Consider the following 22,709-nt stretch of genomic DNA (forward strand, 5'->3'; position numbering starts at 1 on the left):
AACGTTGGAACTTGGGCTTCCAGTCATTCCGATTGGTATGTTCCCGGCCTCGATTGACAGGCGTCGAACGCCCCTGCGAAGGTCACGTCGACATCACGGGGAATGGCGAGAATCAGACGGCGCGACGCGGAAGCGGTCGCCGTATTCCCCGCTCGGTTCCTGATCCGCCGCTGGGGGAGTTTCGACGTGTTGATACGACTCGTAGGACTTGTCACCATCGAGCACGAGGGCGAACCGCCCAGGCATCTGTCGAGTGCGCAGGCCCAGGTCGCCTTCGCCCGGCTGGTCCTGGAGCGCTCGGCCGGCACCAGCCGCGACCAGCTCGCGGACACACTCTGGCCCCAGGGTCTGCCCGACACCTGGGCCTCCGCGCTGCGCAGCGTCGTCAGCCGGGTGCGTGCCTTCGTCACCAGCGAGGGCCAGAAGCCGGGTGAGACCCCGCTGATCGCCCAGAGCGGGCGCTATCTGCTGCACCTGCCCGGCGACGCGGTGACGGACCTGGAAGCCGCGGAGGCGGCGGTCTCGGAGGCCCGCCAGGCCTGCCGGGACCGCGCGCACGCGGTGGCCCAGCAGCTCGCCACCGGGGCGGTCGCCAATCTTCGTGGCTCGTTCCTGCCCGCACACGAGGGCGACTGGGTGAACACGACGCGCGAACGCATCGACGAACTGCGGCTGACCGCACTGGAGCTGGCCAGCGTTTCGGCCGCGGCCCTGGGCAACGGGCACCATGCCCTGCGGTACGCGGATGAGGCGGTGCGCCGGGCGCCGTTCAGGGAGAGCGCGCACCGGTGCCAGATGGCGGCGCACGCGGCCGCCGGCAACCGGGCGGACGCCCTGCGCGTCTACCAGCAGCTGCGTGAGCTGCTCTCGGACGAGCTCGGAATCGGGCCCTCCCCGCGCACCCAGTCCCTCTATCTCGACCTGCTGCGCGAGCCGGGCCCGCAGGGGCCGCTCGCTCCCGATCCGGCCGTGGAGGAAGCGGCCGCGGCGCTGGACCCGCTCCTGATGGCGGCCTTCGATGCGCTGTGGCCGCCGGCGGCATAAGAACAACGAGGTATCGGGAAAGCCTTCTGGTGAATGCATTCGCGCATTCACCAGAAGGCTTTCCCGATACCTCGGTCCTGTTGTGGCGTGTGCTCGTTTTTACTTGTTCCCGCGTTTCCGGGAGCAGGCACAGTCCGCAGCGGCCGCCGGAGAAGGGGGGCGCCGGCGGCCGCTGCGGACCGGGTCAGGTGATGGAGACCCCGCTGTCGATACTGATGACCTGGCCCGTCATGCAGTCCTGTTCCAGGAACAGGCCCATACTGCGGGCGACTTCCTCCACCGTAACGAAGCGGGGCACGGGCGCCTTTGCCTCCATCGAATCCTTCACCTGGTCCGGGAGGCTCTGCGTCATACCCGTGATCATGAATCCGGGCGAGAGCGCGTTGACCGTCACTCCGCGCCGCCCGCACTCGGCGGCCAGGGTGCGGGTGAAGCCGATCAGGCCGGCCTTGGACGCGGAGTACGCCGTCTGTCCTGCGGTGGCGATCAGGCCCGAGGGCGACACCACGTTGACGACCCTCCCCCACCGTGTGCGCAGCATGTGCGGGACGCACACCCGCGCCGTGTGGAACGATCCGATCAGATTGGTCTGGATCACCGCGGCCCAGTCCTCGGGCTTCTGCATCGCCATGACCTGGTCGCGGCGGATGGCGCCGTTGTTGACGAGGACGTCGACGGGGCCGAGCTTCTCGGTGACCTGCTCGTACAGGGCGGTCACCGCCTCGTACGAGCCGACGTCGCCGGTCACCAGGGCGGAGTCGTTGGTGAGCTTGTCCTGCACGGCGCGCGCCGCGTCCTGGGAACTGTTGTAGTGGACGGCGACCTTGCAGCCGAGCGCGTCCAGTTCGAGCGCCAGCGCCTGGCCGAGCCCGCCGGACGCTCCCGTCACCAGGGCGACGGGGTGCTCGGGCCGGACGCCCGCGCGTTTTCCGCTGTTGCTCATCGTGTCCCTCCGCGCCATTCGAGGAGCATCGACCCCCAGGTCATGCCGGCGCCGAAACCGGCCAGCAGGACCAGGTCGCCCTCCTTGATACGGCCCTCGTCCAGGACCTCGGTCAGTGCGATCGGGATCGACGCGGACGCCGTGTTCCCGTACTTGTGCAGATTGGCCACCAGTGCCTCGGGCCGCAGCCCGGTGTGGCTCAGGATCGAGTTGATGATGCGGATGTTGGCCTGGTGCGGGATGACGTGCTGCACGTCGGCCGCCTCGACCTTGGCCTTGCGCAGCGTCTCGCGCACCGTGCGGACCGTGTACCGCACGGCGTTGAGGTAGATCTCGTTGCCGTTGATCTGGGCATAGTGCAGGCCCTGGCGCACCGTCTCCTCGGTGGTGGGCATCCGGCTTCCGCCGGCCAGTACCTTGAGGCTGCCGGTGCAGGCGCCGTCCGCGCCGAGGTTCCAGGCGAGGACCTGGCTGTCTGCGGCCGGTTCCAGTACGACCGCGCCCGCGCCGTCCCCGACCAGGATCGACAGGTCCCGGTCGGCGGGGTTGGCGGTGAGGGTGTGGGTGTCCGAACCGATGAGCAGGATGGGCCGCGGGTCGATGGCGATCAGCGCCATCGCGGACACGAGCCCGTAGACGAAGCCCGCGCACTCGGAGTTGACGTCGTGTGCGCTGCCGGCGATGCCCAGTTCGTGGTGGACGAACGCGGATGTCGCGGGCGAGGGCTGCTCGGGCGTGGCGGTGGCGACGATCAGGTGAGCGATGTCGCCGCCGCTCAGGCCCGCTTTCGCGAGCGCGCGCCGGCCGGCCTCGACCGCCAGGGAGGCGGTCGTCTGGCCCGGCCCGACGGCGCGCCGTTCACTGATCCCGCACCGGCTGGTGATCCAGTGCTCGTCGACGCCGAACCGCTCGGCCAGTTCGGCGCTGGTGACCACGCGTTCGGGGACGGACATCCCCCACCCTGTGATATCGAAGCCGTTCATGCGCGGCCCGCTCAGGCCTGCGCCGGAACGAGCGCCAGGATGCGCTCGTAGACGGTACGCAGCGTCGTGGTGTCGTCGAGATCGGCGAAGAGAGACTCGTCGGCCGGGATGTCCGGGTACGTGTTCTGGAAGCCGTACAGCCACTCCATCAGGTCCAGCGAGTCCACGTCCGGAATGTGTTGCAGCGGGTGGTCCGGGTCGACCTTCTGTGCGCCGGACACGGCCTCGAGCTGGCTCGCCAGTTCTTCGATGGTGGGCAGAGACATGAGGTGGGTCCTTCCTCCGCAGGGGCTTGGTCTTTCGAGATGCATGGAACCCGTCCGCGCGCAATCGGTGCGCAACAGCGGCCGCCTGCCCTCGTCTTGCACATCTCTTGCGAGCCGGGAGGTTTTCTCGTCTCGCGCCGGGCCGGTCGTCGAGCTCCCGTCGCCGCCCGTAGGAGCTACGGGAGTCCGACGACCGGCCCGGCAGCAGGAAGCACGTCAAGAGTCATGAACCGGACGGGAGTTGAGGACGAAGATGACCACGGTCGCAAAGCAGTCGGTCCCCGAGGTCGAGGCGATCAGGCACCACTACGAGGTGAGCAACGACTTCTACCGCCTCCTGCTGGGCCCGACGATGATGTACTCCGGCGGCTACTGGGAGGAGGGCGAGGGGCTGACCGAGGCTCTCGACGAGGCCCAGGAGCGCAAGCTGGACAAGTTCGCCGAGCTGGCGGGTGCGGCGGGCGCCCGCCGCGTCCTGGACGTCGGCTGCGGCTGGGGCACCATGCTCAACCGCCTCACCACCGTGCACGGCGTCGAGCAGGCTGTCGGCCTGACGCTCAGCCGTACGCAGGAACAGTTCATCGCCGGCCTGGACAACCCGAGGATCACCACACGGGTGGAGAGCTGGGAGGACCACACCACCGACGACCCGTACGACGCGGCGTTCTGCATCAACGCCCTTGAGCACTTCGTCTCCTCGACGCTGGCGCCGCGCGAGCGGACCAAGAAGTACCGGGTCTTTTTCCAGCAGGTCGGCGCGGCTCTCAAGCCGGGTGCCCGCTTCGTGCTGCACACGATGACCGCCGAGGCGCTGCCGATGAACCGGCAGCTGCTCGACGACCTGAAGTTCCTGCAGCGCTCGGAGTTCGAGAACTGCCACATCCCGCACCTGCACGAGCTCACGCAGGCCGCCGAGGGGCTGTTCGACGTCGTCGAGATCGTCAACGAGCGCGAGTCGTTCGCGGTCGCCTGCCGCGCCTGGCTCCAGCTGCTCGCCGAGCGCCGCGACGAGGCTGTCGCCCTGGAGGGCGAGGAGGTCGTGGCCCGCTTCGAGCGCTACCTCGACATCTTCGCGTACACGCTCGAGGACAAGTTCTTCAACAACTTCCGCGTCACCATCGCGCGCCGCTAGGAGGCTGACGTGACAAGCATTCTCGAACCGGCCCGCAGCGACGGGAGCACCCGCCCGGCCGGCGCGGGCAGCGGCGGCGGGCCGCAGCGGCACCTGCGGGTGGCCGTCATCGGCAGCGGTTTCTCCGGCCTGGGCATGGCCATCCGGCTGCTGCAGAAGGGCATCGACGACTTTCTCGTCTTCGAGCGGGCCGACGAGGTGGGCGGCACCTGGCGGGACAACTCCTACCCGGGCGCGGCCTGTGACGTGATGTCGCACCTGTACTCGTTCTCGTTCGCGCAGAACCCGAACTGGAAGTCCACGTTCGGCAAGCGGGACGAGCTGTACTCGTATCTGCGCGACACCGCCGACCGGTTCGGGGTGCGCCCGCACATCCGCTTCGGCCACGAACTGCTCGCGGCCCGCTGGGACGGCACGGCCAGGCGCTGGCACATCGAGACCTCTCAGGGCGACTACACCGCCCAGGTCCTGGTCAGCGGCACCGGCTACCTCAGTGAGGCGGCGATCCCCGACATTCCCGGGCTTGCGGACTTCGAGGGCACGGTCTTCCACTCCTCGCGCTGGCGGCACGACCACGACCTGGCCGGCCGTAACGTCGCCGTGATCGGCACGGGTGCCTCCGCCATCCAGTTCGTCCCCAAGATCCAGCCCACGGTGGGACGGCTCGACCTCTACCAGCGCACCCCGGCGTGGATCGGCCCGAAGAACGACAAGCCGACGAGCCCGCTGCAGACGAAGCTGCTGCGGGGCGTCCCCGGCTACCAGAACTTCCGGCGCAACTTCAACATGTGGGGCAGGGAGATCCTCGCCTTCGTGATGAAGCGGCCCAAGGTCGCCGGGAAGATGCAGAAGATGGCCAGCGACCACCTCAAGAAGTCGGTCGCCGACGAGACGCTGCGCGCCAGGCTCACCCCCGACTACGTGATGGCGTGCAAACGCCTGCTGTTCTCCAACGCGTGGTATCCGGCGATCCAGCAGCCCAACGTGGACCTGGTCACCGATGCCATCGCGCGGGTGAAACCGCACGCGGTCGTCACGGCCGACGGCACCGAGCGCGAGATCGACACGATCGTCCTGGGCACCGGTTTCAAGGCCACGGACCGCCCCGTCGCCGGGCGCATCACGGGGAGCGACGGCCGGCTGCTGCGCGATGTGTGGCACGAGCAGGGCATGGCGGCGCACCGTGGCACCACCGTCGCGGGCTTCCCGAACCTGTTCCTGCTGCTCGGCCCCAACACGACGCTCGGGCACTCCTCGCAGGTCGTGATGATCGAGGCGCAGATCGGTTATGTCCTGGACGCGTTGAAGGTCATGGACAAAAAGGGCCTGGCCTCGGTGGAGGTTCGAAAGACGGTCCAGGACGACTGGAACAAACGGCTTCAGGCGCGCCTCGATGGCACCGTGTGGAACGCAGGCAACTGCAAGAGCTGGTACCTCGACGAGCACGGGCGCAATCCGTCGATCTGGCCGACGTACACCTGGCGTTTCAGGCGCCACACGAAGCGCTTCGATCCTTCCGAGTACCGGCTCGCCACCAGCGCGGGCGCCGGCCTGCCGGCCCTGAACCGCACGTAACGGACAGGAGACAGAGCGAATGAGAAGCAGCACCTCCATCACGCGGCGCAGCGTCCTCGGGGGCATAGCGGCCGCCGCTGTCATCGGCTGGAGCTCCACGCACCAGTCCTGGGCGCGGGAGTCGGACGACTTCGCCGACACGGCCGCGGCGCTGCCGGCGCTGGACGGCACGCTGGAGACGACGGCTGACGCGACCGCCCCGTTCAATCACGACTTCGGGCGCATGGTGCCCGGGGCGTGCTGGGGGGTGCTGCGCCCCGGTTCCGTGCAGGACATCGTCAAGATGGTCGACTACGCCCGGGCCAACAAGCTGAAGATCGCGATGAACGGCCGCGGCGGGCAGAGCGGTGACGAGGAGTCCCACTCCTGCTACGGGCAGGCCCAGGTGCCCAAGGGCGGGATCGCGATCGACGCGCGCGGCCTGGCGAAGATCGTCAGCATCGGCACGTCCAGTGCCGTGGTGGAGGCGGGAGTCACCTGGGCCCAGCTCACCGACGCGGCACTCGCCAAGGGCCTGACCCCGCCCGCGCTCACCGACTATCTGCACCTGTCGATAGGCGGCACCCTCAGCATGGGCGGCATCGGTGCCACCGTGCACCGGTTCGGGCTGCAGGTCGACACGGTCCAGTCCATCGACATCGTGACCGGCCAAGGTGACCTGCTCACCGCGTCGCCCTCCCAGCACGCGGATCTGTTCAACGCGGCACTGGGCGGCGGCGGTCAGGTGGGCATCATCGTGCGTGCCACGGTCGCCCTCGTCCCCGCGCCGCAGAAGACGACGGTCTTCACCCTCTACTACCGTGACGTGTCGACGTACCTCGCCGACGCCGAGAAGCTCATGGCCGAGAAGCGGTTCCAGGGCCAGGCGGGCGAGATCGCTCTCACCCCCGACGGCACCGGCTGGTGGTACCAGCTGGAGGCCACGGCCTACTGGGCGGGCACCACCGCACCTGACCGGGACAAGCTCCTCGCGGATCTGCGCGACGAGCGGGCCTCGGCGACCATTGAGGACCTCTCCTACCGCGACTGCGTGTTCAGCACCGACAACGACGAGGCGTGGCTCAAGGAGAACGGGTACTGGGACCAGCCCAAGCCGTGGCTGAGCCTGTTCCTGCCGGCGTCCAAGGCCAAGGCGTTCGCCGCGACGCTGACGGCGGAACTGACCGCGTCCGACCTGGGCGGGGGCTTCCTGCTCTTCTATCCGTACCCGACGTCGAAGCTGACCCGCCCGCTGACCGTGCAGCCGAAGGAGTCGACGGCGTACCTGTGCGACGTGCTGCGGTTCCCCGCGCCGGGCGCGGATGCCCAGGCGATGCTGGAGCAGAACCGGCGGCTGTACGACAAGGCGGTCGCCCTGGGCGCCAAGCGGTACCTGGTCGGCGCCATTCCGCGGATGACCCAGGCGGACTGGCAGACCCACTTCGGCTCCCGCTGGGACGGGCTCGTCGCCGCGAAGCGGCGCTACGACCCGGCGGGCGTCCTCACCCCCGGTCAGGGTTTCTTCGGCTGAACCGGCCCGCACCGGGCCGTGGTCGATGCCCCTTGACCGGCCATCCGACATCCGACAGGAGAATCGGCATGACAGGATACGACTTGATCGACGAGGCGGTCGTGGACGCTCCACCCCAGGCGGTGTGGGAGGCGTTGATCGCCGAGTTCCGCGGTGCCGCCCGATGGTGGGTGCCGGCCAATACTTTCGCCGTCGTCTCCGGTTCGCCGGACGAGGTGGGCGGCGAGGTCGCGGTCACGGTCCATACCAAGGGGGTCGACAAGGGCGGCCCGAAACTCCGGTTCACCTCGCGGACCCGCGCGGTCGAGCCCGGGCGGCTGCTGTCGGTCGACTACGTCGACGGGGTCTTCCGCGGCACCAGTGACTTCGTCGTCGAACCGCTCGACGGGGGGCGCACGAAGGTCGGCATGCACTTCGTGGGCCGCCCGCACGGCTGGCTGAAGCTGCTCGCGAGGGTGGCCGACATCGGCGCGGAGCATTCCGCGGGCACCAGCGAGGCATTCGTCCGCCTCGGCCGCGTCCTGGCTGAGGACTCCCCCGGGACCGGCCGGTCCACCGTCGCGGACCGTCATCTGGAGGGCAGCGCACGATGACGGCGGTGACTGCCGCGCCGGCGACCGAGACCCAGGTGCCCACGGACGACGGCGCGCTGCTCGCCGTGTCCGTGCTGGCGCCGCTCGCCCCGGCGACCGGCACGACAGTGCTGCTCGCGCACGGCTGGGGCGCCTCACGCCGGGTGTGGAGCACGGTGGCCGACCGGCTGATCCGGTGCGGCCACCGGGTGGTCGCGTACGACCAGCGGGGCCACGGCGCCTCCAGCCAGGGCCGCGAGCCGTTCGGGATTGCCCGGCTCGGATCCGACCTGGCCGCGGTGCTCGACCATGTGGCCTCGGCCGACACACTCGTCGTCGGCCACTCCGGTGGCGGCTTCGCGGCGTTGTCGTACGCCTCGTCGCACGCCTCGGGTGCCGGACCCACCGGACCGCTGGGCGGGTTGGTGCTGCTCGGCACGGCCGCACACGATCAGGACACGCCGGACGGTGAGGTCCGCATGATGGGCAGCGCCCTGTTCCAGCGGGCGGTCTCCCGGCCGGCGCTCGGCCGCAAGCTGCTGGGCCAGAACATGCTCGGCCCGGGCGCCGACCGACAGCTGCGCGAGGTGAACCGGCAGATGTTCGCGGCCACCTCTCCCGCGGTGCGTGCCGAGGCGTTCCGCTCCTCGCGCGGCATGGATCTGCGCGCGGCGCTGGTCTCGGTGACCGCGCCCACGGTGGTGCTGGCGGGCGCCCGCGACAAGGTGGTCCCGCCCCGCCTGGGCCGCGTCGTGGCCGAGGCCCTTCCGCGGGCCCGCTTCGAGGAGTTGCCCGATGCAGGGCACATGTTGCCGCTGGAGGCGCCTGGTGCGGTGGTGAGCGCGGTGCACGAGCTGACGCAGGGGCGCTCGTAGTCCACGGCGTCGCCGAAGGGGCATGAGGTGCGGTCCGCGACCTGACCGGGTGGCGGACCGCACCTCATGCCCCTTCGGTGTGTGTACGTACGGTGCCGGTGTGCAGAAGGGGGGCGCCTGCCCTCCGTGCGGGGGATGTCCGGAGGGCAGGCGCGGCTCAGGGGCGGCCCCGCAGGGCGAGGGCACGGCCCAGGCAGGCCAGTGCCGCCGTGCAGACCAGGGTGCGGGCGGTGTTGGCCGGCGTCCATGTGCCGCGGAACTTTTCGCGGAGCAGAGCGAGTTCACCGCCGGAGGCATCCGTCGCGAGGCGGGCGAGCTGCCGGTTGATGGGGATGTTGACCTTCATGGTGACGGCCACGGCCGCCGAGTACAGGGTGAGGGCCGCCCAGGCCCACCGGGCGGCCCGGGCCTGCCCGAGGCGGCGCAGACGGATGCCGGACGCCCCGGTGGCCAGGAAGGCGCCGAAGAAAACCATGCCGAACAGGCCGTTCTCCATGGCGTCGTTGATGTGTCCCATGGTCGAGGCGAAGGCGATGTCGTCGCCGCGTTCCAGGCCCGGCATGACACCGACGTCGAAAGCGAAGTACAGGCCCGCGCTCAGCCCCATGGCGATCGTGGCGGCGTACAGCGGCAGGTCCGCGCGGCCGTCGGACCGGGCCGCTTCCGGTGTGAACGGCCCGCTGGGCGCGGCGGGTTGAGCGGTCATCGCTTCTCCTTCGGTCTCGGTGGGGGCACGGGGCCGGTGTGGCGCACGACCGGGGCGAGCAGCCGTTCGTAGCGGCGGCGCAGTACGGTCCGGCCCAGCAGGCGCACCGGTGGCGGGATGGTCGCCGCGACGTGCGCGGCGGACGTGGGGTCGGCCGCGTCGAACATCCAGGGCTGCAGATGGCCCAGGACGCGGGGCGGTGCGGTGCGCAGGAGCCGTCGTTCCAGGGCGAGGTAGCGCTGTTCGCCGAGTTCCGTGAACGCCGGGAAGACGACGTGCTCCTCGGTGGCGAGGTGGTCGCGGAGGAGGCCGCCGAAGGCGTCCGCGGCGGGCACCAGGGCTGTGGCCGGGGCGCCGGGCGCCAGGGCCGCACCGACGGTGTCCATGGCCTTGTCCAGGCCGGCGTGGTCGCCGTCGAGTGCGGCCGCGGCGGCTGCGAACGATGGTACGGCGCGCCGCAGTTCGGGCCAGAGGATCTCGTCCTCGCTGTGGTGGTGCCAGTCGATCACGTCACGCAGACCGCGCCACCACGCGCCGATCCGTTCGGGACTCCCCAGGTTCGCCGAGCGTGCGGCGGCGGCCAGCCGGGCGGCGTCGCGGCGCATGGCGATGTGCATCAGGGCGAACCCGTGGAAGTGGCCGGGCAGCGTCACCAGACGCTCGCTCGACATCGGCTCGGCTGCGGTCATGGTGGCGACTCCTGACGGAGCGGGAAGGCGGGCGGGGAGGAGAGGGGCGGCTGGCCGGGGGCGGGCGCGGGTGCGGACCACCGCACCCGGCCGGCCCGCGGCTGCGGGTCCCGTCCGGCGGGTCAGACGTTCCAGACGCCGGTGGCGGCGGCGTCCTTGGCGAAGTCCGCGAAGTCCTTGGGCTTGTGGCCGGTGGCCTCCTCGACACCGTGCACGAGGTGGGCGTTGCGGCCGTCGAGGATCAGCCCGAACAGGTCGGCGAACTCGACGGGCAGTCCGTTCTGTTCAAGGGACGCGCGGTACTCGTCGACCCCGACGGGGATGTACGTGATGGTGCGGCCGGTCGCCTTGGAGAGCTCCTGGGCGATGTCGTTGAAGCTGAGCAGGCGGGGCCCGGACAGCTCGTACGTCCTGCCGATGTGCTTGTCATCGGTGAGCGCCGCGACGGCGACGTCCGCGATGTCGTCGGCGTCGACGAACGGCTCCACCGCGTCCCCGGTCGGCAGCACGATCTCACCGCCGATGACGAGGTCGTGGAAGAAGCTCTCGCTGAAGTTCTGGTTGAACCAGCTGGCGCGTACGACGGTCCAGTCCGCGCCGGACTCCTTCACCTTGTTCTCGCTGATCACGGCACCTTCCTCGCCGCGCCCCGACAGCAGCACCAGGCGGCGCGCCCCCTTGGCTACGGCGGTCTTGGCGAACTCGCCGACGGTCTCGGCGGCGCCCGGGAAGGCGAGGTCGGGGTAGTAGGTGATGTAGACGGCGCCGACACCGTCGAGGGCGGCGTCCCATGTGGCGGGGTCCTCCCAGACGAAGGGCGGCGAGCCGGCGCGGGATCCGATACGCACGGGGAGCCCCTTGGCGGAGAGCCGCTCGGCGACCCGCCGTCCGGTCTTGCCCGTGCCGCCGATTACCAGGGTCGTGTTGGTCATGGTCGTCCCGTCTGTCGTGGCGTGGTGGTGGGGGTGGTCTGGGTAATCCGTGTGCTGGTCATGGGAAGTCCGGTCCGGGGGCCTGGGGCCCGTGGCCGGCCGTCACCGGCAGCGTAGGCAGCTGCCCGCCGCCGCAGCCATGCCACCCGGCCCGCCCTCTAGCGGTCCTTGAGCACAGCGGCGGGATCCGGCCAGCGTTCGTGGAGCGGTCGGCAGCGGTGGTATCAGTAGCGGTAGTGGTCCGGCTTGTACGGGCCTTCGACCTCGACACCGATGTACGCGGCCTGCTCGGGACGGAGCGTCGTCAGCTTGACGCCCAGGGCATCCAGGTGGAGCCGGGCGACCTTCTCGTCCAGGTGCTTGGGCAGCACATACACATCGGTCGGGTACTCGGCGGGCTTGGTGAACAGCTCGATCTGGGCCAGCGTCTGGTCCGCGAACGAGTTCGACATCACGAACGACGGATGACCCGTCGCATTGCCCAGGTTCAGCAGACGCCCCTCCGACAGCACGATCAACACCTTGCCGTCGGCGAACGTCCACGTGTGGACCTGCGGCTTGACCTCGTCCCGCACAATGCCCGGAATCCTCGCCAGACCGGCCATGTCGATCTCGTTGTCGAAGTGACCGATGTTGCCCACGATGGCCTGGTGCTTCATCTTGGCCATGTCCGCGGCCATGATGATGTCCTTGTTGCCCGTCGTCGTCACGAAGATGTCCGCGATCGACACCACGTCGTCCAGGGTCGACACCTGGAAGCCGTCCATCGCCGCCTGCAGCGCACAGATCGGGTCGATCTCCGTGATGATCACCCGGGCGCCCTGCCCACGCAGCGACTCCGCGCAGCCCTTGCCCACGTCGCCGTAACCGCAGACGACGGCGACCTTGCCGCCGATCAGGACGTCAGTGGCGCGGTTGATGCCGTCGATCAGCGAGTGACGGCAGCCGTACTTGTTGTCGAACTTCGACTTCGTCACCGCGTCATTGACGTTGATCGCCGGGAACAGCAGAGTGCCGTCACGGTGCATCTCGTACAGACGGTGCACACCCGTCGTCGTCTCCTCCGTCACCCCACGGATCCCGGACGCGAGAGCCGCCCAGTCGAGGGTGCTGCGCTCCACCAGGGCACGCACCACGGCGAGTTCGTCGTTCGATGCCTCGGGAAGCGTCCCGGACTTCTGGTACTCGACGCCCTGGTGGACCAGGAGGGTGGCATCACCGCCGTCGTCCAGGATCATGTTCGGACCGGTGTGCCCGGGCCAGGTCAGCGCCTGCTCCGTGCACCACCAGTACTCCTCCAGGCTCTCGCCCTTCCACGCGAACACCGGGATCCCGGCTGCGGCGATCGCGGCCGCCGCATGGTCCTGGGTGGAGAAGATGTTGCACGACACCCAGCGCACCTCGGCGCCCAGCGCGACCAGGGTCTCGATCAGCACAGCCGTCTGCACCGTCATGTGCAGCGAACCGGTGATCCGCGCACCGGCCAGCGGCTGCGCCGCGGCGTACTCCTCGCGGATCGACATCAGACCGGGCATCTCGTGCTCGGCGAGCGTGATCTCCTTGCGCCCGAAGGCGGCCTGGGAAAGATCCGCGACCTTGAAATCAGTGAACTCAGCAGGCATGAAGGCTCCTTGAACTCAGTACGTTGCGGTGGATGTCCAGGGCCGCCGTGGACTTGTTCAGAGTGATGTAGTGCAGGCCGGGGGCGCCCTCACCGAGGAGCCGGTCCGCCATGGCGGTGGCGTACTCGACCCCGATGCGGTAGGCGTCGTCGGGCCGCTCGCGTGCTGCTTCGAGTCGATGGGCCAGGGCTTCGGGGAAGGCCGCGTCGGAGAGCTCGGCGAAGCGGCGGATCTGACGGACGTCGGTGGCGGGCATGATCTCCGGGATGACCGGCACGTTGCAGCCCGCTGCGGCCACCCTGTCGCGCAGCCGCAGATAGTCCTCGACGTCGAAGAACATCTGGGTGATCGCGTAGTCCGCGCCCGCACGGCACTTGGCCACGAAGTGCCGGATGTCGCTGTCCCAGTCGGGCGAGCGCGGGTGCTTCTCCGGGAAGGCAGCCACTCCGACGGTGAAATCCCCCAGGGAACGCACGAGTTCGACCAGTTGGCAGGCGTACGTGAAGCCGTCCGGATGCGGCCGCCACGGCCCTTTGGGGGCGCTGGGCGGATCGCCGCGCAGTACCAGGACGTCCCGTACTCCGGCGTCCGCGTACTGGCCGATGATGTGCCGCAGTTCGGCCACCGAGTGCCCGACGGCGGTCAGGTGCGCGACCGGCCGCAGCGTCGTCTGGGACACCAGGCGTTTGGTGACTTCGATGGTGCGGTCGCGTGAGGAGCCGCCCGCCCCGTAGGTCACGGACACGAAGTCGGGGGCGAGCGGTTCGATACGGCGGACGGCACTCCACAGGGTCTGCTCGCCCTTGGCGTTCTTGGGCGGGAAGAACTCGAAGGAGAACGTCGGTGCCGCGGTGCACGTCATCGGCCGCCACCTGCCCGGCCCGCGTTGAAATAGCTCGCCTCGGGGTGGTGGACGACGAGCGCGTCGGTGGACTGCTCGGGGTGGAGCTGGAACTCCTCCGAGAGGTGGACCCCGATCCGCTCCGGCTGGAGCAGTTCGGCGATCTTGGCGCGGTCTTCCAGATCCGGGCACGCCGGGTACCCGAGCGAGTAGCGACAGCCCTGGTAGCCGGTGCGCAGCATGCCGTCGAGGGTGGCCGGGTCGTCGACCGCGATCCGCAGCTGGGCGCGGACGCGGGCGTGCCAGTACTCGGCGAGGGCTTCGGCCAACTGGACGGACAGGCCGTGCAGTTCGAGGTAGTCGCGGTAGGAGTTGGCCGCGAACAGCTCGGCGGTCGTCTCGCCGATCTTCGAGCCGACGGTGACGATCTGCAGTCCGATGACGTCCCTCTCGCCGGACTCCTCGGGGCGGAAGAAGTCGGCGAGGCACAGGTGCCGGCCATGCGACTGGCGCGGGAAGGTGAACCGGGTCCGTTCACGGCCGTCCTCGTCCAGGATGATCAGGTCGTCGCCCTTGGAGACGCAGGGGAAGTAGCCGTGGACGACGGCCGCTTCGATGAGGTTTGCGGTCCGGAGCCGGTCCATCCACATCCGCAGCCGCGGTCGGCCCTCATTCTCGGCTGTGTCGCCCTTGAGGCCCCACTGGCCCTTGAAGAGGGCGCCTTCGTCCAGCCAGGACGCGTACTCCTTGAGCTGGATGCCCTTGACGACACGGGTGCCCCAGAACGGCGGCTCCGGCACCGGATTGTCCGTGGCCACATCCGAACGTACGGAGCCCTCCGGCTCGTCCACCTCAAGCACGGCCGCCGTCTCCCGCTTCGGCACCCGGCGCTGCTTCAGCTCGGGCAGCACCGCTCCGGGCACCCCACGCTTGACACCGATCAGGGCGTCCATCAGGCGCAGGCCCTCGAACGCGTCGCGGGCGTAGCGGACTTCGCCCTCGTAGATCTCGTGGAGGTCCTGCTCCACGTAGGCGCGGGTCAGGGCGGCGCCGCCGAGGATGACGGGGAAGTCGGCCGCCATCTCGCGCTGGTTGAGCTCCTGCAGGTTCTCCTTCATGATCACTGTCGACTTGACCAGGAGGCCGGACATGCCGATGACGTCGGCCTTGTGCTCCTCGGCGGCTTCCAGGATCGCGGAGACGGGCTGCTTAATGCCCAGGTTCACGACGTTGTAGCCGTTGTTCGTCAGAATGATGTCGACGAGGTTCTTGCCGATGTCATGGACGTCACCGCGCACCGTGGCGAGCACGATGGTGCCCTTGCCGTCGTCGTCCGTCTTCTCCATATGCGGCTCCAGGTACGCCACCGCACTCTTCATCACCTCGGCCGACTGCAGCACGAACGGCAACTGCATCTGCCCCGAACCGAACAGCTCGCCGACGACCTTCATCCCCTCCAGGAGGGTGTCGTTGACGATGTCCAGGGCCGGACGGGACTCCAGGGCCTCAGCGAGGTCAGCCTCCAGGCCGTTCTTCTCGCCGTCGATGATCCGCCGCTGCAACCGCTCGTCCAGCGGCAGGGCCATGAGCTCCTCGGCCCGGCCGGCCTTCATGGACTTCATGTTGACGCCCTCGAACAGCTCCATCAGCTTCTGCAAGGGGTCGTAACCCTCGGCCCGGCGGTCGTAGATCAGGTCGAGGGCAACCTTGACCTGCTCCTCCTCCAGCCGCGCGATCGGCAGGATCTTCGACGCGTGCACAATCGCCGAATCCAGCCCCGCCTTCACACACTCGTCCAGGAACACCGAGTTCAACACCACGCGGGCGGCCGGATTCAGACCGAAGGAGATGTTGGACAGACCCAGCGTGGTCTGAACGTCGGGGTGGCGGCGCTTCAGCTCACGGATCGCCTCGATCGTGGCAACACCGTCACCCCTCGACTCCTCCTGACCGGTGCAGATGGTGAACGTCAGGCAGTCGATCAGGATGTCCGACTCATGGACCCCCCAATTACCCGTGAGATCCGCAATCAGCCGCTCGGCGACGGCAACCTTGTGCTCGACGGTCCGTGCCTGGCCCTCCTCGTCGATGGTCAGCGCGATCAGCGCCGCACCATGCTCGACAGCCAGCTCCGTGACCCTCGCGAAACGCGACTCCGGCCCGTCACCGTCCTCGTAGTTCACCGAGTTCAGCACAGCCCGCCCGCCGAGCTTCTCCAACCCGGCCCGCAGCACCGGCAGTTCAGTGGAGTCCAGAACGATCGGCAGGGTGGATGCGGTCGCGAAGCGGCCGGCCAGTTCCGCCATGTCGGCCACCCCGTCACGGCCCACGTAGTCGACACACAAGTCCAGCATGTGCGCGCCCTCGCGGATCTGGTCGCGGGCCATCTCCACACAGTCGTCCCAACGGGCCTCCAGCATCGCCTCACGGAACTTCTTCGACCCGTTGGCATTCGTCCGCTCACCGATCGCCATGTACGCCGTGTCCTGCCGGAACGGCACACTCTGATACAGCGACGCGGCACCCGGCTCGGGGCGCGGCTCACGGACAGCCGGGGTGAGCGCACGGGCCCGCTCGACCACCTGGCGCAGATGCTCGGGCGTCGTGCCGCAGCACCCGCCGATCAGCGACAGCCCGTAGTCGGTCACAAAGGTCTCCTGCGCGTCCGCCAGCCCCTCGGGATCCAGCGGGAAGTGCGCACCGTCCTTGGTCAGAACCGGCAGTCCCGCGTTCGGCATGCACATCAGCGGCGTACGCGAATGGCGTGCCAGATACCGCAGGTGCTCGCTCATCTCCGCCGGGCCCGTCGAGCAGTTCAGCCCGATCAGGTCGATCCCCAGCGGCTCCAGCGCGGTCAGCGCGGCACCGATCTCGGAGCCGAGCAGCATGACACCGGTCGTCTCGAAAGCCAGCGAGCAGATCAGCGGCACACTCACCCCCAGGGCATCCAGCGCCCGGCGCGCACCGATGAGACTCGACTTGGTCTGCAGCAGGTCCTGCGTGGTCTCCACGATCAGGGCGTCGGCGCCACCGGCCAGCAGGCCCTCGGCGTTCTGCTGATAGCCGTCCCGCAGGACGTCGTACGTGGTGTGACCGAGCGAGGGCAGCTTGGTACCGGGGCCGATCGAACCCAGGACCCAGCGCTGACGGCCGTCCCTGGCACCGAACTCGTCGGCGACCTCCCGGGCGATCCGGGCACCCGCCTCGGACAGCTCGACGATCCGGTCGGAGATCTCGTACTCGTTCGCCGCCGAATGATTCGCACCGAAGGTGTTCGTCTCCACACAGTCCACACCGACAGCGAAGTACTCCTCATGGACGGAACGCACGATGTCCGGCCTGGTCACATTGAGGATCTCGTTGCAGCCCTCCAGCTGCTGGAAATCCTCAAGAGTGGGATCCTGCGCCTGCAGCATCGTGCCCATCGCACCATCGGCCACCACCACACGGGTGGCGAGTGCCTCACGGAGCAGGGTGACGCGCCCGGCCGTCACGACGCCGCTTCCAGGACCGGGGCCAGCTCGGCGGCCGCTGCGGCCCCGTACTGGCGCTCCAGCACCGCTGTGAGCCGCTGCGGGGCGGGCACGTAGGACTGGGATCCCACCTGGGACAAGGCCAACGATGCGAGGCAGCAGCCGAGCTGGGCCGCCCGGCCGGCCGGGATGCCCTGGCTGACGGCCGCGAGGAAGCCTGCGCGGAACGCGTCGCCCACACCCGTGGGGTCGGCGATCGCGACGCCGGCGACGGCGGGCACGGTGTGTGCGGGGGCGTCCGCGCTCTCGATGCGGGCTCCCCTGCCGCCGAGCGTGGTGATCCACGTCCCGACGCGCCGCAGCACGTCGTCGTGCGTCCAGGAGGCGCGCTCCAGGAGCAGGGCGGCCTCGTACTCGTTGGTGAACAGCCAGCGTGCTCCGTCGACCAGTTCACGCACCTGGGCGCCGGTGAGCCGGGCGAGCTGCTGTGAGGGGTCGGCGGCGAAGGGGGCGCCGAGTGTGCGGCACGCCTTGGTGTGCCGGAGCATGGCTGCGGGGTCGTCGGGTGAGACGAGGACGAGGTCGACTCCGCCGGCCGCTGCCGCCACCGCCGTCAGGTCGATGTCCCTGGCCTGCGCCATGGCGCCCGTGTAGAACGCGGCGATCTGGTTGCTGTCCTGGTCCGTGATGCACGAGAACCGGGCGGTCTGCCGGTCGGCGCTCACCCGCACCGCGCCGGTGTCGACGCCGTGTTCCTTGAGCCACACCTCGTACGCGCCGAAGTCGCTGCCCACGGCGCCGACCAGGAGCGGTGCGAGGCCGAGCGAGCCGAGCCCGAAGGCGATGTTCGCCGCCACTCCCCCGCGCCGCACCTCCAGGTCGTCGACGAGGAACGAGAGGGACACGTGGTCGAGCCGGCCGGCCAGCAGCTGGTCGGCGAACCGGCCGGGGAAGACCATGAGGTGGTCCGTGGCGATCGATCCTGTCACCGCGATACGCATGGGGAGTCCTTGTCCCTTCCGGCGGGGTCGCCGCTGCCCGGTCACAGGCCCGCGGCGGCCTTGAGCCGCTCGGCGCGGTCGGTGCGCTCCCAGGTGAAGTCGGGCAGCTCCCGCCCGAAGTGCCCGTAGGCAGCGGTCTGCCGGTAGATCGGGCGCAGCAGGTCGAGGTCGCGGATGATCGCCGCCGGACGGAGGTCGAACACGTCCCGGATGGCGCTCTCGATGCGCTCCTGCGCCACCGTGCCGGTGCCGAATGTCTCCACGAAGAGGCCCACCGGCTCCGCTTTGCCGATCGCGTACGCGACCTGCACTTCGCAGCGCTCCGCGAGCCCCGCCGCCACTACGTTCTTGGCCACCCAGCGCATCGCGTACGCGGCGGACCGGTCGACCTTCGACGGGTCCTTGCCGGAGAACGCTCCGCCGCCGTGCCGGGCCATGCCTCCATAGGTGTCGATGATGATTTTGCGGCCGGTCAGTCCGGCGTCGCCCATCGGGCCGCCGATCTCGAAGCGGCCGGTCGGGTTCACCAGCAGCCGGTAGCCGTCCGTGTCCAGTTTGATCCCGGCGTCCGCGAGTTCGTCGAGGACGTGCTCCACCACGTGTTCGCGGATGTCCGGTGTCAGCAGGCCCAACAGGTCGATGTCCGGGGCGTGCTGGGACGAGACGACCACTGTGTCCAGGCGCACCGGCCTGCTGCCCAGGTACTCGATCGTCACCTGTGTCTTGCCGTCGGGCCGCAGGTAGGGGACGGTGCCGCCGGTGCGTACCTCGGTCAGGCGGCGCGACAGCCGGTGGGCCAGGTCGATCGGCAGCGGCATGAGGCTCGGTGTCTCGTTGCACGCGTAGCCGAACATCAGGCCCTGGTCGCCCGCGCCCTGTTGGTCGAGCTCGTCGGATCCGGAGGCGTCGATCCGCTTCTCGTACGCCGTGTCGACGCCGCGGGCGATGTCCGGGGACTGCGCGCCGATGGACACCGACACTCCGCACGACTGCCCGTCGAAGCCCTTGGCCGACGAGTCGTAGCCGATGTCCAGGATCGTCTCCCGGACGATTCCCGGGACATCGGCGTACGCGGATGTGGTCACCTCGCCGGCGATGTGTACCTGCCCGGTCGTGATGAGGGTCTCGACCGCCACCCTCGATGCGGGGTCCTGGGTGAGCAGTGCGTCCAGGATCGCGTCGCTGATCCGATCGGCGATCTTGTCGGGGTGTCCCTCGGTCACGGACTCCGAGGTGAACAGACGTGTCGTCATGACTCTCCTGAGGTGTGAGGTGGGGCGGTTGTGCGGCGGCCTGTGCGGTCATCGGGTGCGGCGGGCCACCGCTTCGAGGATCCGGGCGAATTCCGCGGCCGGGGACGCGGTTGCGGTGAGGACCATTCCGGGCGGCCTGCCTCCGGCTGCCACGAGGTCTCGTGCGATGTCGTACGCCGTCTGTCCTGCGCCGCAGAACGCGCCGAGCACGAGGGGTCCTTGGAGGCCGGTGAGCGGGCCCGCTGCCGGTTGTCCGGCCGGCGGCGGGTGCAGCAGGAGGACGGCTTCGGGGCCTTCGTAGGCGTAGGCGACCCGGGTGAGGGAGGAGAGCGGTGTGCCCGGCCCCCGGACGAGACAGACGGTGCCCGCGCCGGGCCGTGCGGCGGGGCGCAGCTGGGCCGGCCGGCTGCGGCGGCGCGGTCGGGACCGGGTGCGGGGCGCGGTGGGCGGGGTGCGGCCGGGGGTGGGAGGCAGCGCGAGCAGGTCACCGACGGTCGTGGACGGGGTTGCCGTGTGCGGGAGTTCACGCAGCGCTCCGACGGCGTAGGTGAGCAGGTCCTTTGCGTCGGCGAGGGGTGTGTCGACGCAGGAGGCGGTGAGAACGATGCCTCCCTTCTCGTCGCGGTGGGCGACGAGCGTGAGGGGGAAGGCCGTGCGGGCGCCGAGCGTCTCGGGGGTGGTGACCTGGATGTCCATCGCCGCCAGGCCCATGGTGAGGTCCTCGGGCGGGTGCGGTCGGTGCTCGAAGACGACGAGGCTGCCGGTGCGGGCGGGGTTCGGGGATTCCGCGGTCGCCGGCTGGGTCCAGGACCGGATGCGGCCCTGGGACACCCATTCGTAGCCGGCCAGGTCCAGTGCCTGGTCGCGCAGACCGGACAGGAGAGCGGTGACGGGTGCGGTGGGGTCGATGCTCGCGGTCACCGGGAGCGGGTTGCGCAGTGCCGACGGCAGCCGTTCGATGCCGTCGAGGAGAACGCCGCGGCCGGACACGGTGGCACTGAAGCGGATCTCTGAGGGGCCCGCCAGGGCGCCGGCCCGGTACAGGGCCAGCGCCCACACGGCGTGCAGTGCGCTGCTTTCCGGGCAGCCGTGGCCGGCCGCCCAGGCACGGAGCCGTTCGCTCTGGCCGGGAGTGAGCCGGGCCCGGATCTGGCCGGTGCCGTCGTGCGGGCCGTCGCCGGTCGTGAGTTCCGTGGCGGGTCCCGGGGGTGCCGCCTGCCAGAACTGCTGTGCCGGAGCGGGGTCCTGGGCGGCGAGCCAGCGTGCGTAGTCGCCGAGGTCGGGGCGGCGTTCGCCGCCGGGCAGCGTGCCGTCGGCCAGGTAGGCACGGTAGAACTGGTGCAGCAGGAGGCGCACGCTCCAGTCGTCGAGCAGGGCGGGGTGGAAGCTGAGCAGCACGCCGGCCGGTGGCGCGGTGTCCTGGGCGCGGGCGGGGTCGGTGCCGCCGCCCAGGACGGTGACGCGCAGCGGTCCCTCTCTGCGTGGGTCGAGGCCGCGGCGGCGGTCGGCTTCGACCAGTGCGTGCCACTGCACGCTGCCGTGCGGGAACCGGAGCACCTCGGGCCCGGTGTGGCGGTGGCACACGATCCACGGCTCGGGGCCGTCCTCGAAGGCGGACCGCAGCACTTTCTCGTGCTCGGCGACCGACTGCCAGGCGGTGGCGAGGCGGCCCGGGTCGAGCGGGCCGCGCCAGGTGAGCGCGAGCTGCTCGCACCAGCCCTCGATGCCGGGATGTGCGTCGGCATCGGCGAGCAACTCACGTTGCAGCGGGGTCGGTTCGATGCGTGCTGCCGGGCCGGGGCCGGCGGGTCCGACGGTCAGGAGGTCCGCGAGCAGCCCGGTGGGGAACGGGGCGGGGCCCGTCGTGCCGGTGCGCTCGTGCGGGCCGGTGGCCGTCAGGTGCAGGGTGTGGTGTCCGGGCCCGGTGCGGTGCAGCCTCGGGTGCCAGCTCCGGCCGGGCCGGGCGGTCAGGCGGTCCAGGCGGTCGAGGGCGGCGTCGATCCGGTGCGGGTCGACGGGGCCGCGCAGTTCCAGGACGGGTGGTGTGTCCGCGCCCTGACGGGCGAGGTCCACGACGACGGTCATCGGCCCGACCGGGGTGGCCTGTGCGGGTGTGGCGTGCGAGGAGTGGCCGGTGGTCATGGTCGTAGGGGGCGCCGCAGGCGCACGGTCCGCGGCTTTGGTGGCCGTGGTGTGCGTGCGGGTGGAGAACCCCCTCCCTCCCCTCTCTCGACGAGTGCGGGACGAGTGTGCGGGGCCTGCCCACGCGGCCCTGATACGGCACTGACACGGTGGTGGTCCGGCGGTCGTACGGCACGGGTGGGGCGGCGGGCCCGGAGGGAGGTGACCGCCCCCGTACGCTAACCGGGTGTGCCGCGGCATGCCCGGTGTCTTGAGCGGGGCTGGAGGCGGCCTCGAGAGGCCGAGGGGCTTCGTGGTCAGTGGAGGAGTTCGGTGACGGCGCCCAGGAAGCCCTCGTCGAGCATGGTGTGCGCCGCCGTGTCGCGCGAGGTGGCCAGGCCCGTGTCGTGGCAGGCGACGCTCAGCAGGTAGCGCCCCAGGATGTGATGGGTGGCGAACGCCCACTCGCCGTGGGCGGCGGGCCGGCCGCCCGGCGCGAGCAGCCGGCCGCCGTCGGCTGTGAAGCCGAACTCGGTGAAGTCCAGTCTGAGCCCCTGCCCGAGCGCCTTCGTATAGGCCTCCTTCAGGGTCCACAGGCGCAGCAGCCGTGCAGGGCGCTCCCGCTCGGGGAGCCGTTCGAGTGCGGCTTTCTCGGCGGGTGTCAGGACGTGGCTCTGCAGCAGCTCGTACGACATGTGCCGGCCGGCGGGCTCGACGTCGACGCCGATCCGTCCGTTGCGGCTGATGCCGACGGCGATCACGTCGTCGGTGTGGGTCAGGCTCACGTCGATCTGGTCGAGGCCGCGCAGATAGGGCCGTCCACCGATCTTGTACGCGAGGTCGAGTTCGGCCGGTGCGGTGTGCAGGGCTGCGGCCGCCGTGTACTTGGTGGCGAGCCGTGAGGCGACGAAGCGGTAGCGGATCGTGGGGTCCTGGGTGCGCCGGTAGCGCTGCCAGTCGTGGCCGAGCAGCGGGCGCAGGGCGGGGTCGGTGACGGCGGCTGTCAGCCACTCGCCCCAGGTGGTGTGGACGACGGCGTTGCCGTGGCGGTCCATGGCGTCGCGTACCCGGTGCCAGGGGGCGTCCGGGCCCGCGGCGTGGACCGGCGCGCTGATCCGCTCGGCGCCGGGCAGTGCGGTGGTCGTCATGGCCTCTCCTTCCTGGAGCATGG

The 22,709-nt window shown here is 70.1% G+C and carries 19 protein-coding genes; 6 read left to right on the forward strand and 13 right to left on the reverse strand.

All coding sequences use genetic code 11. The annotated features are described in order from the left end of the window. The first annotated feature begins 102 nt into the window (after positions 1-102). Positions 103-1,044 carry a BTAD domain-containing putative transcriptional regulator gene (locus OG510_RS00635; protein WP_406134633.1) on the forward strand — a complete coding sequence of 314 codons (942 nt, stop codon included), beginning with the start codon at positions 103-105 and terminating at the stop codon, positions 1,042-1,044. 184 nt (positions 1,045-1,228) lie between these two features. Here OG510_RS00635 and OG510_RS00640 read toward each other — a convergent pair whose 3' ends face one another. The 3 genes from OG510_RS00640 to OG510_RS00650 are packed head-to-tail and all read right to left on the reverse strand — an operon-like array spanning position 1,229 to position 3,236. Next, the gene (locus tag OG510_RS00640) at positions 1,229-1,987 is read right to left on the reverse strand and encodes an SDR family oxidoreductase (protein ID WP_406134634.1); all 759 of its coding nucleotides are present in this window, start codon (positions 1,985-1,987) and stop codon (positions 1,229-1,231) included. Beyond that, the gene (locus OG510_RS00645) at positions 1,984-2,970 is read right to left on the reverse strand and encodes a 3-oxoacyl-ACP synthase III family protein (protein WP_406134635.1); all 987 of its coding nucleotides are present in this window, start codon (positions 2,968-2,970) and stop codon (positions 1,984-1,986) included. The genes OG510_RS00640 and OG510_RS00645 overlap by 4 nt, the downstream gene beginning before the upstream one ends. An 11-nt stretch (positions 2,971-2,981) precedes the next feature. Beyond that, on the reverse strand, positions 2,982-3,236 hold the full coding sequence (locus OG510_RS00650) for a hypothetical protein (RefSeq protein WP_164264403.1): 255 nt from the start codon (positions 3,234-3,236) through the stop codon (positions 2,982-2,984). Positions 3,237-3,489: 253 nt separating this feature from the next. Between OG510_RS00650 and OG510_RS00655 the strand changes: the two genes are divergently transcribed. From OG510_RS00655 to OG510_RS00675, 5 genes are all read left to right on the forward strand, one after another. Continuing rightward, entirely contained in the window at positions 3,490-4,368 is an 879-nt protein-coding gene (locus OG510_RS00655; protein ID WP_406134636.1) for a class I SAM-dependent methyltransferase, read from the forward strand. A 9-nt stretch (positions 4,369-4,377) separates the two neighbouring features. Next, complete coding sequence (locus OG510_RS00660; RefSeq protein ID WP_406134637.1) at positions 4,378-5,943, forward strand: flavin-containing monooxygenase; 1,566 nt, start codon at positions 4,378-4,380, stop codon at positions 5,941-5,943. A 19-nt stretch (positions 5,944-5,962) separates the two neighbouring features. Next, on the forward strand, positions 5,963-7,453 hold the full coding sequence (locus OG510_RS00665) for an FAD-binding protein (protein ID WP_406134638.1): 1,491 nt from the start codon (positions 5,963-5,965) through the stop codon (positions 7,451-7,453). Between the two features lie 68 nt (positions 7,454-7,521). Continuing rightward, complete coding sequence (locus OG510_RS00670; protein ID WP_406134639.1) at positions 7,522-8,046, forward strand: SRPBCC family protein; 525 nt, start codon at positions 7,522-7,524, stop codon at positions 8,044-8,046. Continuing rightward, the gene (locus tag OG510_RS00675; RefSeq protein ID WP_406134640.1) at positions 8,043-8,900 is read left to right on the forward strand and encodes an alpha/beta fold hydrolase; all 858 of its coding nucleotides are present in this window, start codon (positions 8,043-8,045) and stop codon (positions 8,898-8,900) included. The genes OG510_RS00670 and OG510_RS00675 overlap by 4 nt, the downstream gene beginning before the upstream one ends. Before the next feature lie 157 nt (positions 8,901-9,057). Here OG510_RS00675 and OG510_RS00680 read toward each other — a convergent pair whose 3' ends face one another. From OG510_RS00680 to OG510_RS00725, 10 genes are all read right to left on the reverse strand, one after another. After that, a complete protein-coding gene (locus tag OG510_RS00680; protein ID WP_406134641.1) occupies positions 9,058-9,606 on the reverse strand; it encodes a DUF1772 domain-containing protein in 549 nt (182 codons plus the stop codon). After that, entirely contained in the window at positions 9,603-10,295 is a 693-nt protein-coding gene (locus OG510_RS00685; RefSeq protein WP_406134642.1) for a hemerythrin domain-containing protein, read from the reverse strand. The genes OG510_RS00680 and OG510_RS00685 overlap by 4 nt, the downstream gene beginning before the upstream one ends. Positions 10,296-10,417: 122 nt before the next feature. Next, positions 10,418-11,227 carry an NmrA family NAD(P)-binding protein gene (locus OG510_RS00690; RefSeq protein WP_406134643.1) on the reverse strand — a complete coding sequence of 270 codons (810 nt, stop codon included), beginning with the start codon at positions 11,225-11,227 and terminating at the stop codon, positions 10,418-10,420. 224 nt (positions 11,228-11,451) lie between these two features. Continuing rightward, positions 11,452-12,849: an adenosylhomocysteinase gene (ahcY, locus tag OG510_RS00695; RefSeq protein WP_406134644.1), complete on the reverse strand. Its 1,398-nt coding sequence runs from the start codon at positions 12,847-12,849 to the stop codon at positions 11,452-11,454. Beyond that, positions 12,839-13,711 carry a methylenetetrahydrofolate reductase [NAD(P)H] gene (metF, locus tag OG510_RS00700; protein WP_406134645.1) on the reverse strand — a complete coding sequence of 291 codons (873 nt, stop codon included), beginning with the start codon at positions 13,709-13,711 and terminating at the stop codon, positions 12,839-12,841. Before metF ends, ahcY begins: the two co-directional genes overlap by 11 nt. Continuing rightward, complete coding sequence (metH, locus tag OG510_RS00705; protein WP_406134646.1) at positions 13,708-17,184, reverse strand: methionine synthase; 3,477 nt, start codon at positions 17,182-17,184, stop codon at positions 13,708-13,710. Before metH ends, metF begins: the two co-directional genes overlap by 4 nt. Beyond that, positions 17,181-18,164, reverse strand: a complete 984-nt coding sequence (locus OG510_RS00710; RefSeq protein ID WP_406134648.1) for a carbohydrate kinase family protein — start codon at positions 18,162-18,164, stop codon at positions 17,181-17,183. The genes metH and OG510_RS00710 overlap by 4 nt, the downstream gene beginning before the upstream one ends. Before the next feature lie 41 nt (positions 18,165-18,205). Further along, positions 18,206-19,417 carry a methionine adenosyltransferase gene (gene metK, locus OG510_RS00715; protein WP_406134649.1) on the reverse strand — a complete coding sequence of 404 codons (1,212 nt, stop codon included), beginning with the start codon at positions 19,415-19,417 and terminating at the stop codon, positions 18,206-18,208. 48 nt (positions 19,418-19,465) lie between these two features. Then, positions 19,466-21,559, reverse strand: coding sequence for a condensation domain-containing protein (locus OG510_RS00720; protein WP_406134650.1), 2,094 nt, complete (start codon positions 21,557-21,559; stop codon positions 19,466-19,468). Between the two features lie 296 nt (positions 21,560-21,855). Next, a complete protein-coding gene (locus OG510_RS00725) occupies positions 21,856-22,686 on the reverse strand; it encodes a 4'-phosphopantetheinyl transferase superfamily protein (protein WP_406134651.1) in 831 nt (276 codons plus the stop codon). Positions 22,687-22,709: the final 23 nt, after the last annotated feature.

Source organism: Streptomyces sp. NBC_01089 (assembly GCF_045162975.1).
Classification (GTDB): Bacteria; Actinomycetota; Actinomycetes; order Streptomycetales; family Streptomycetaceae; genus Streptomyces.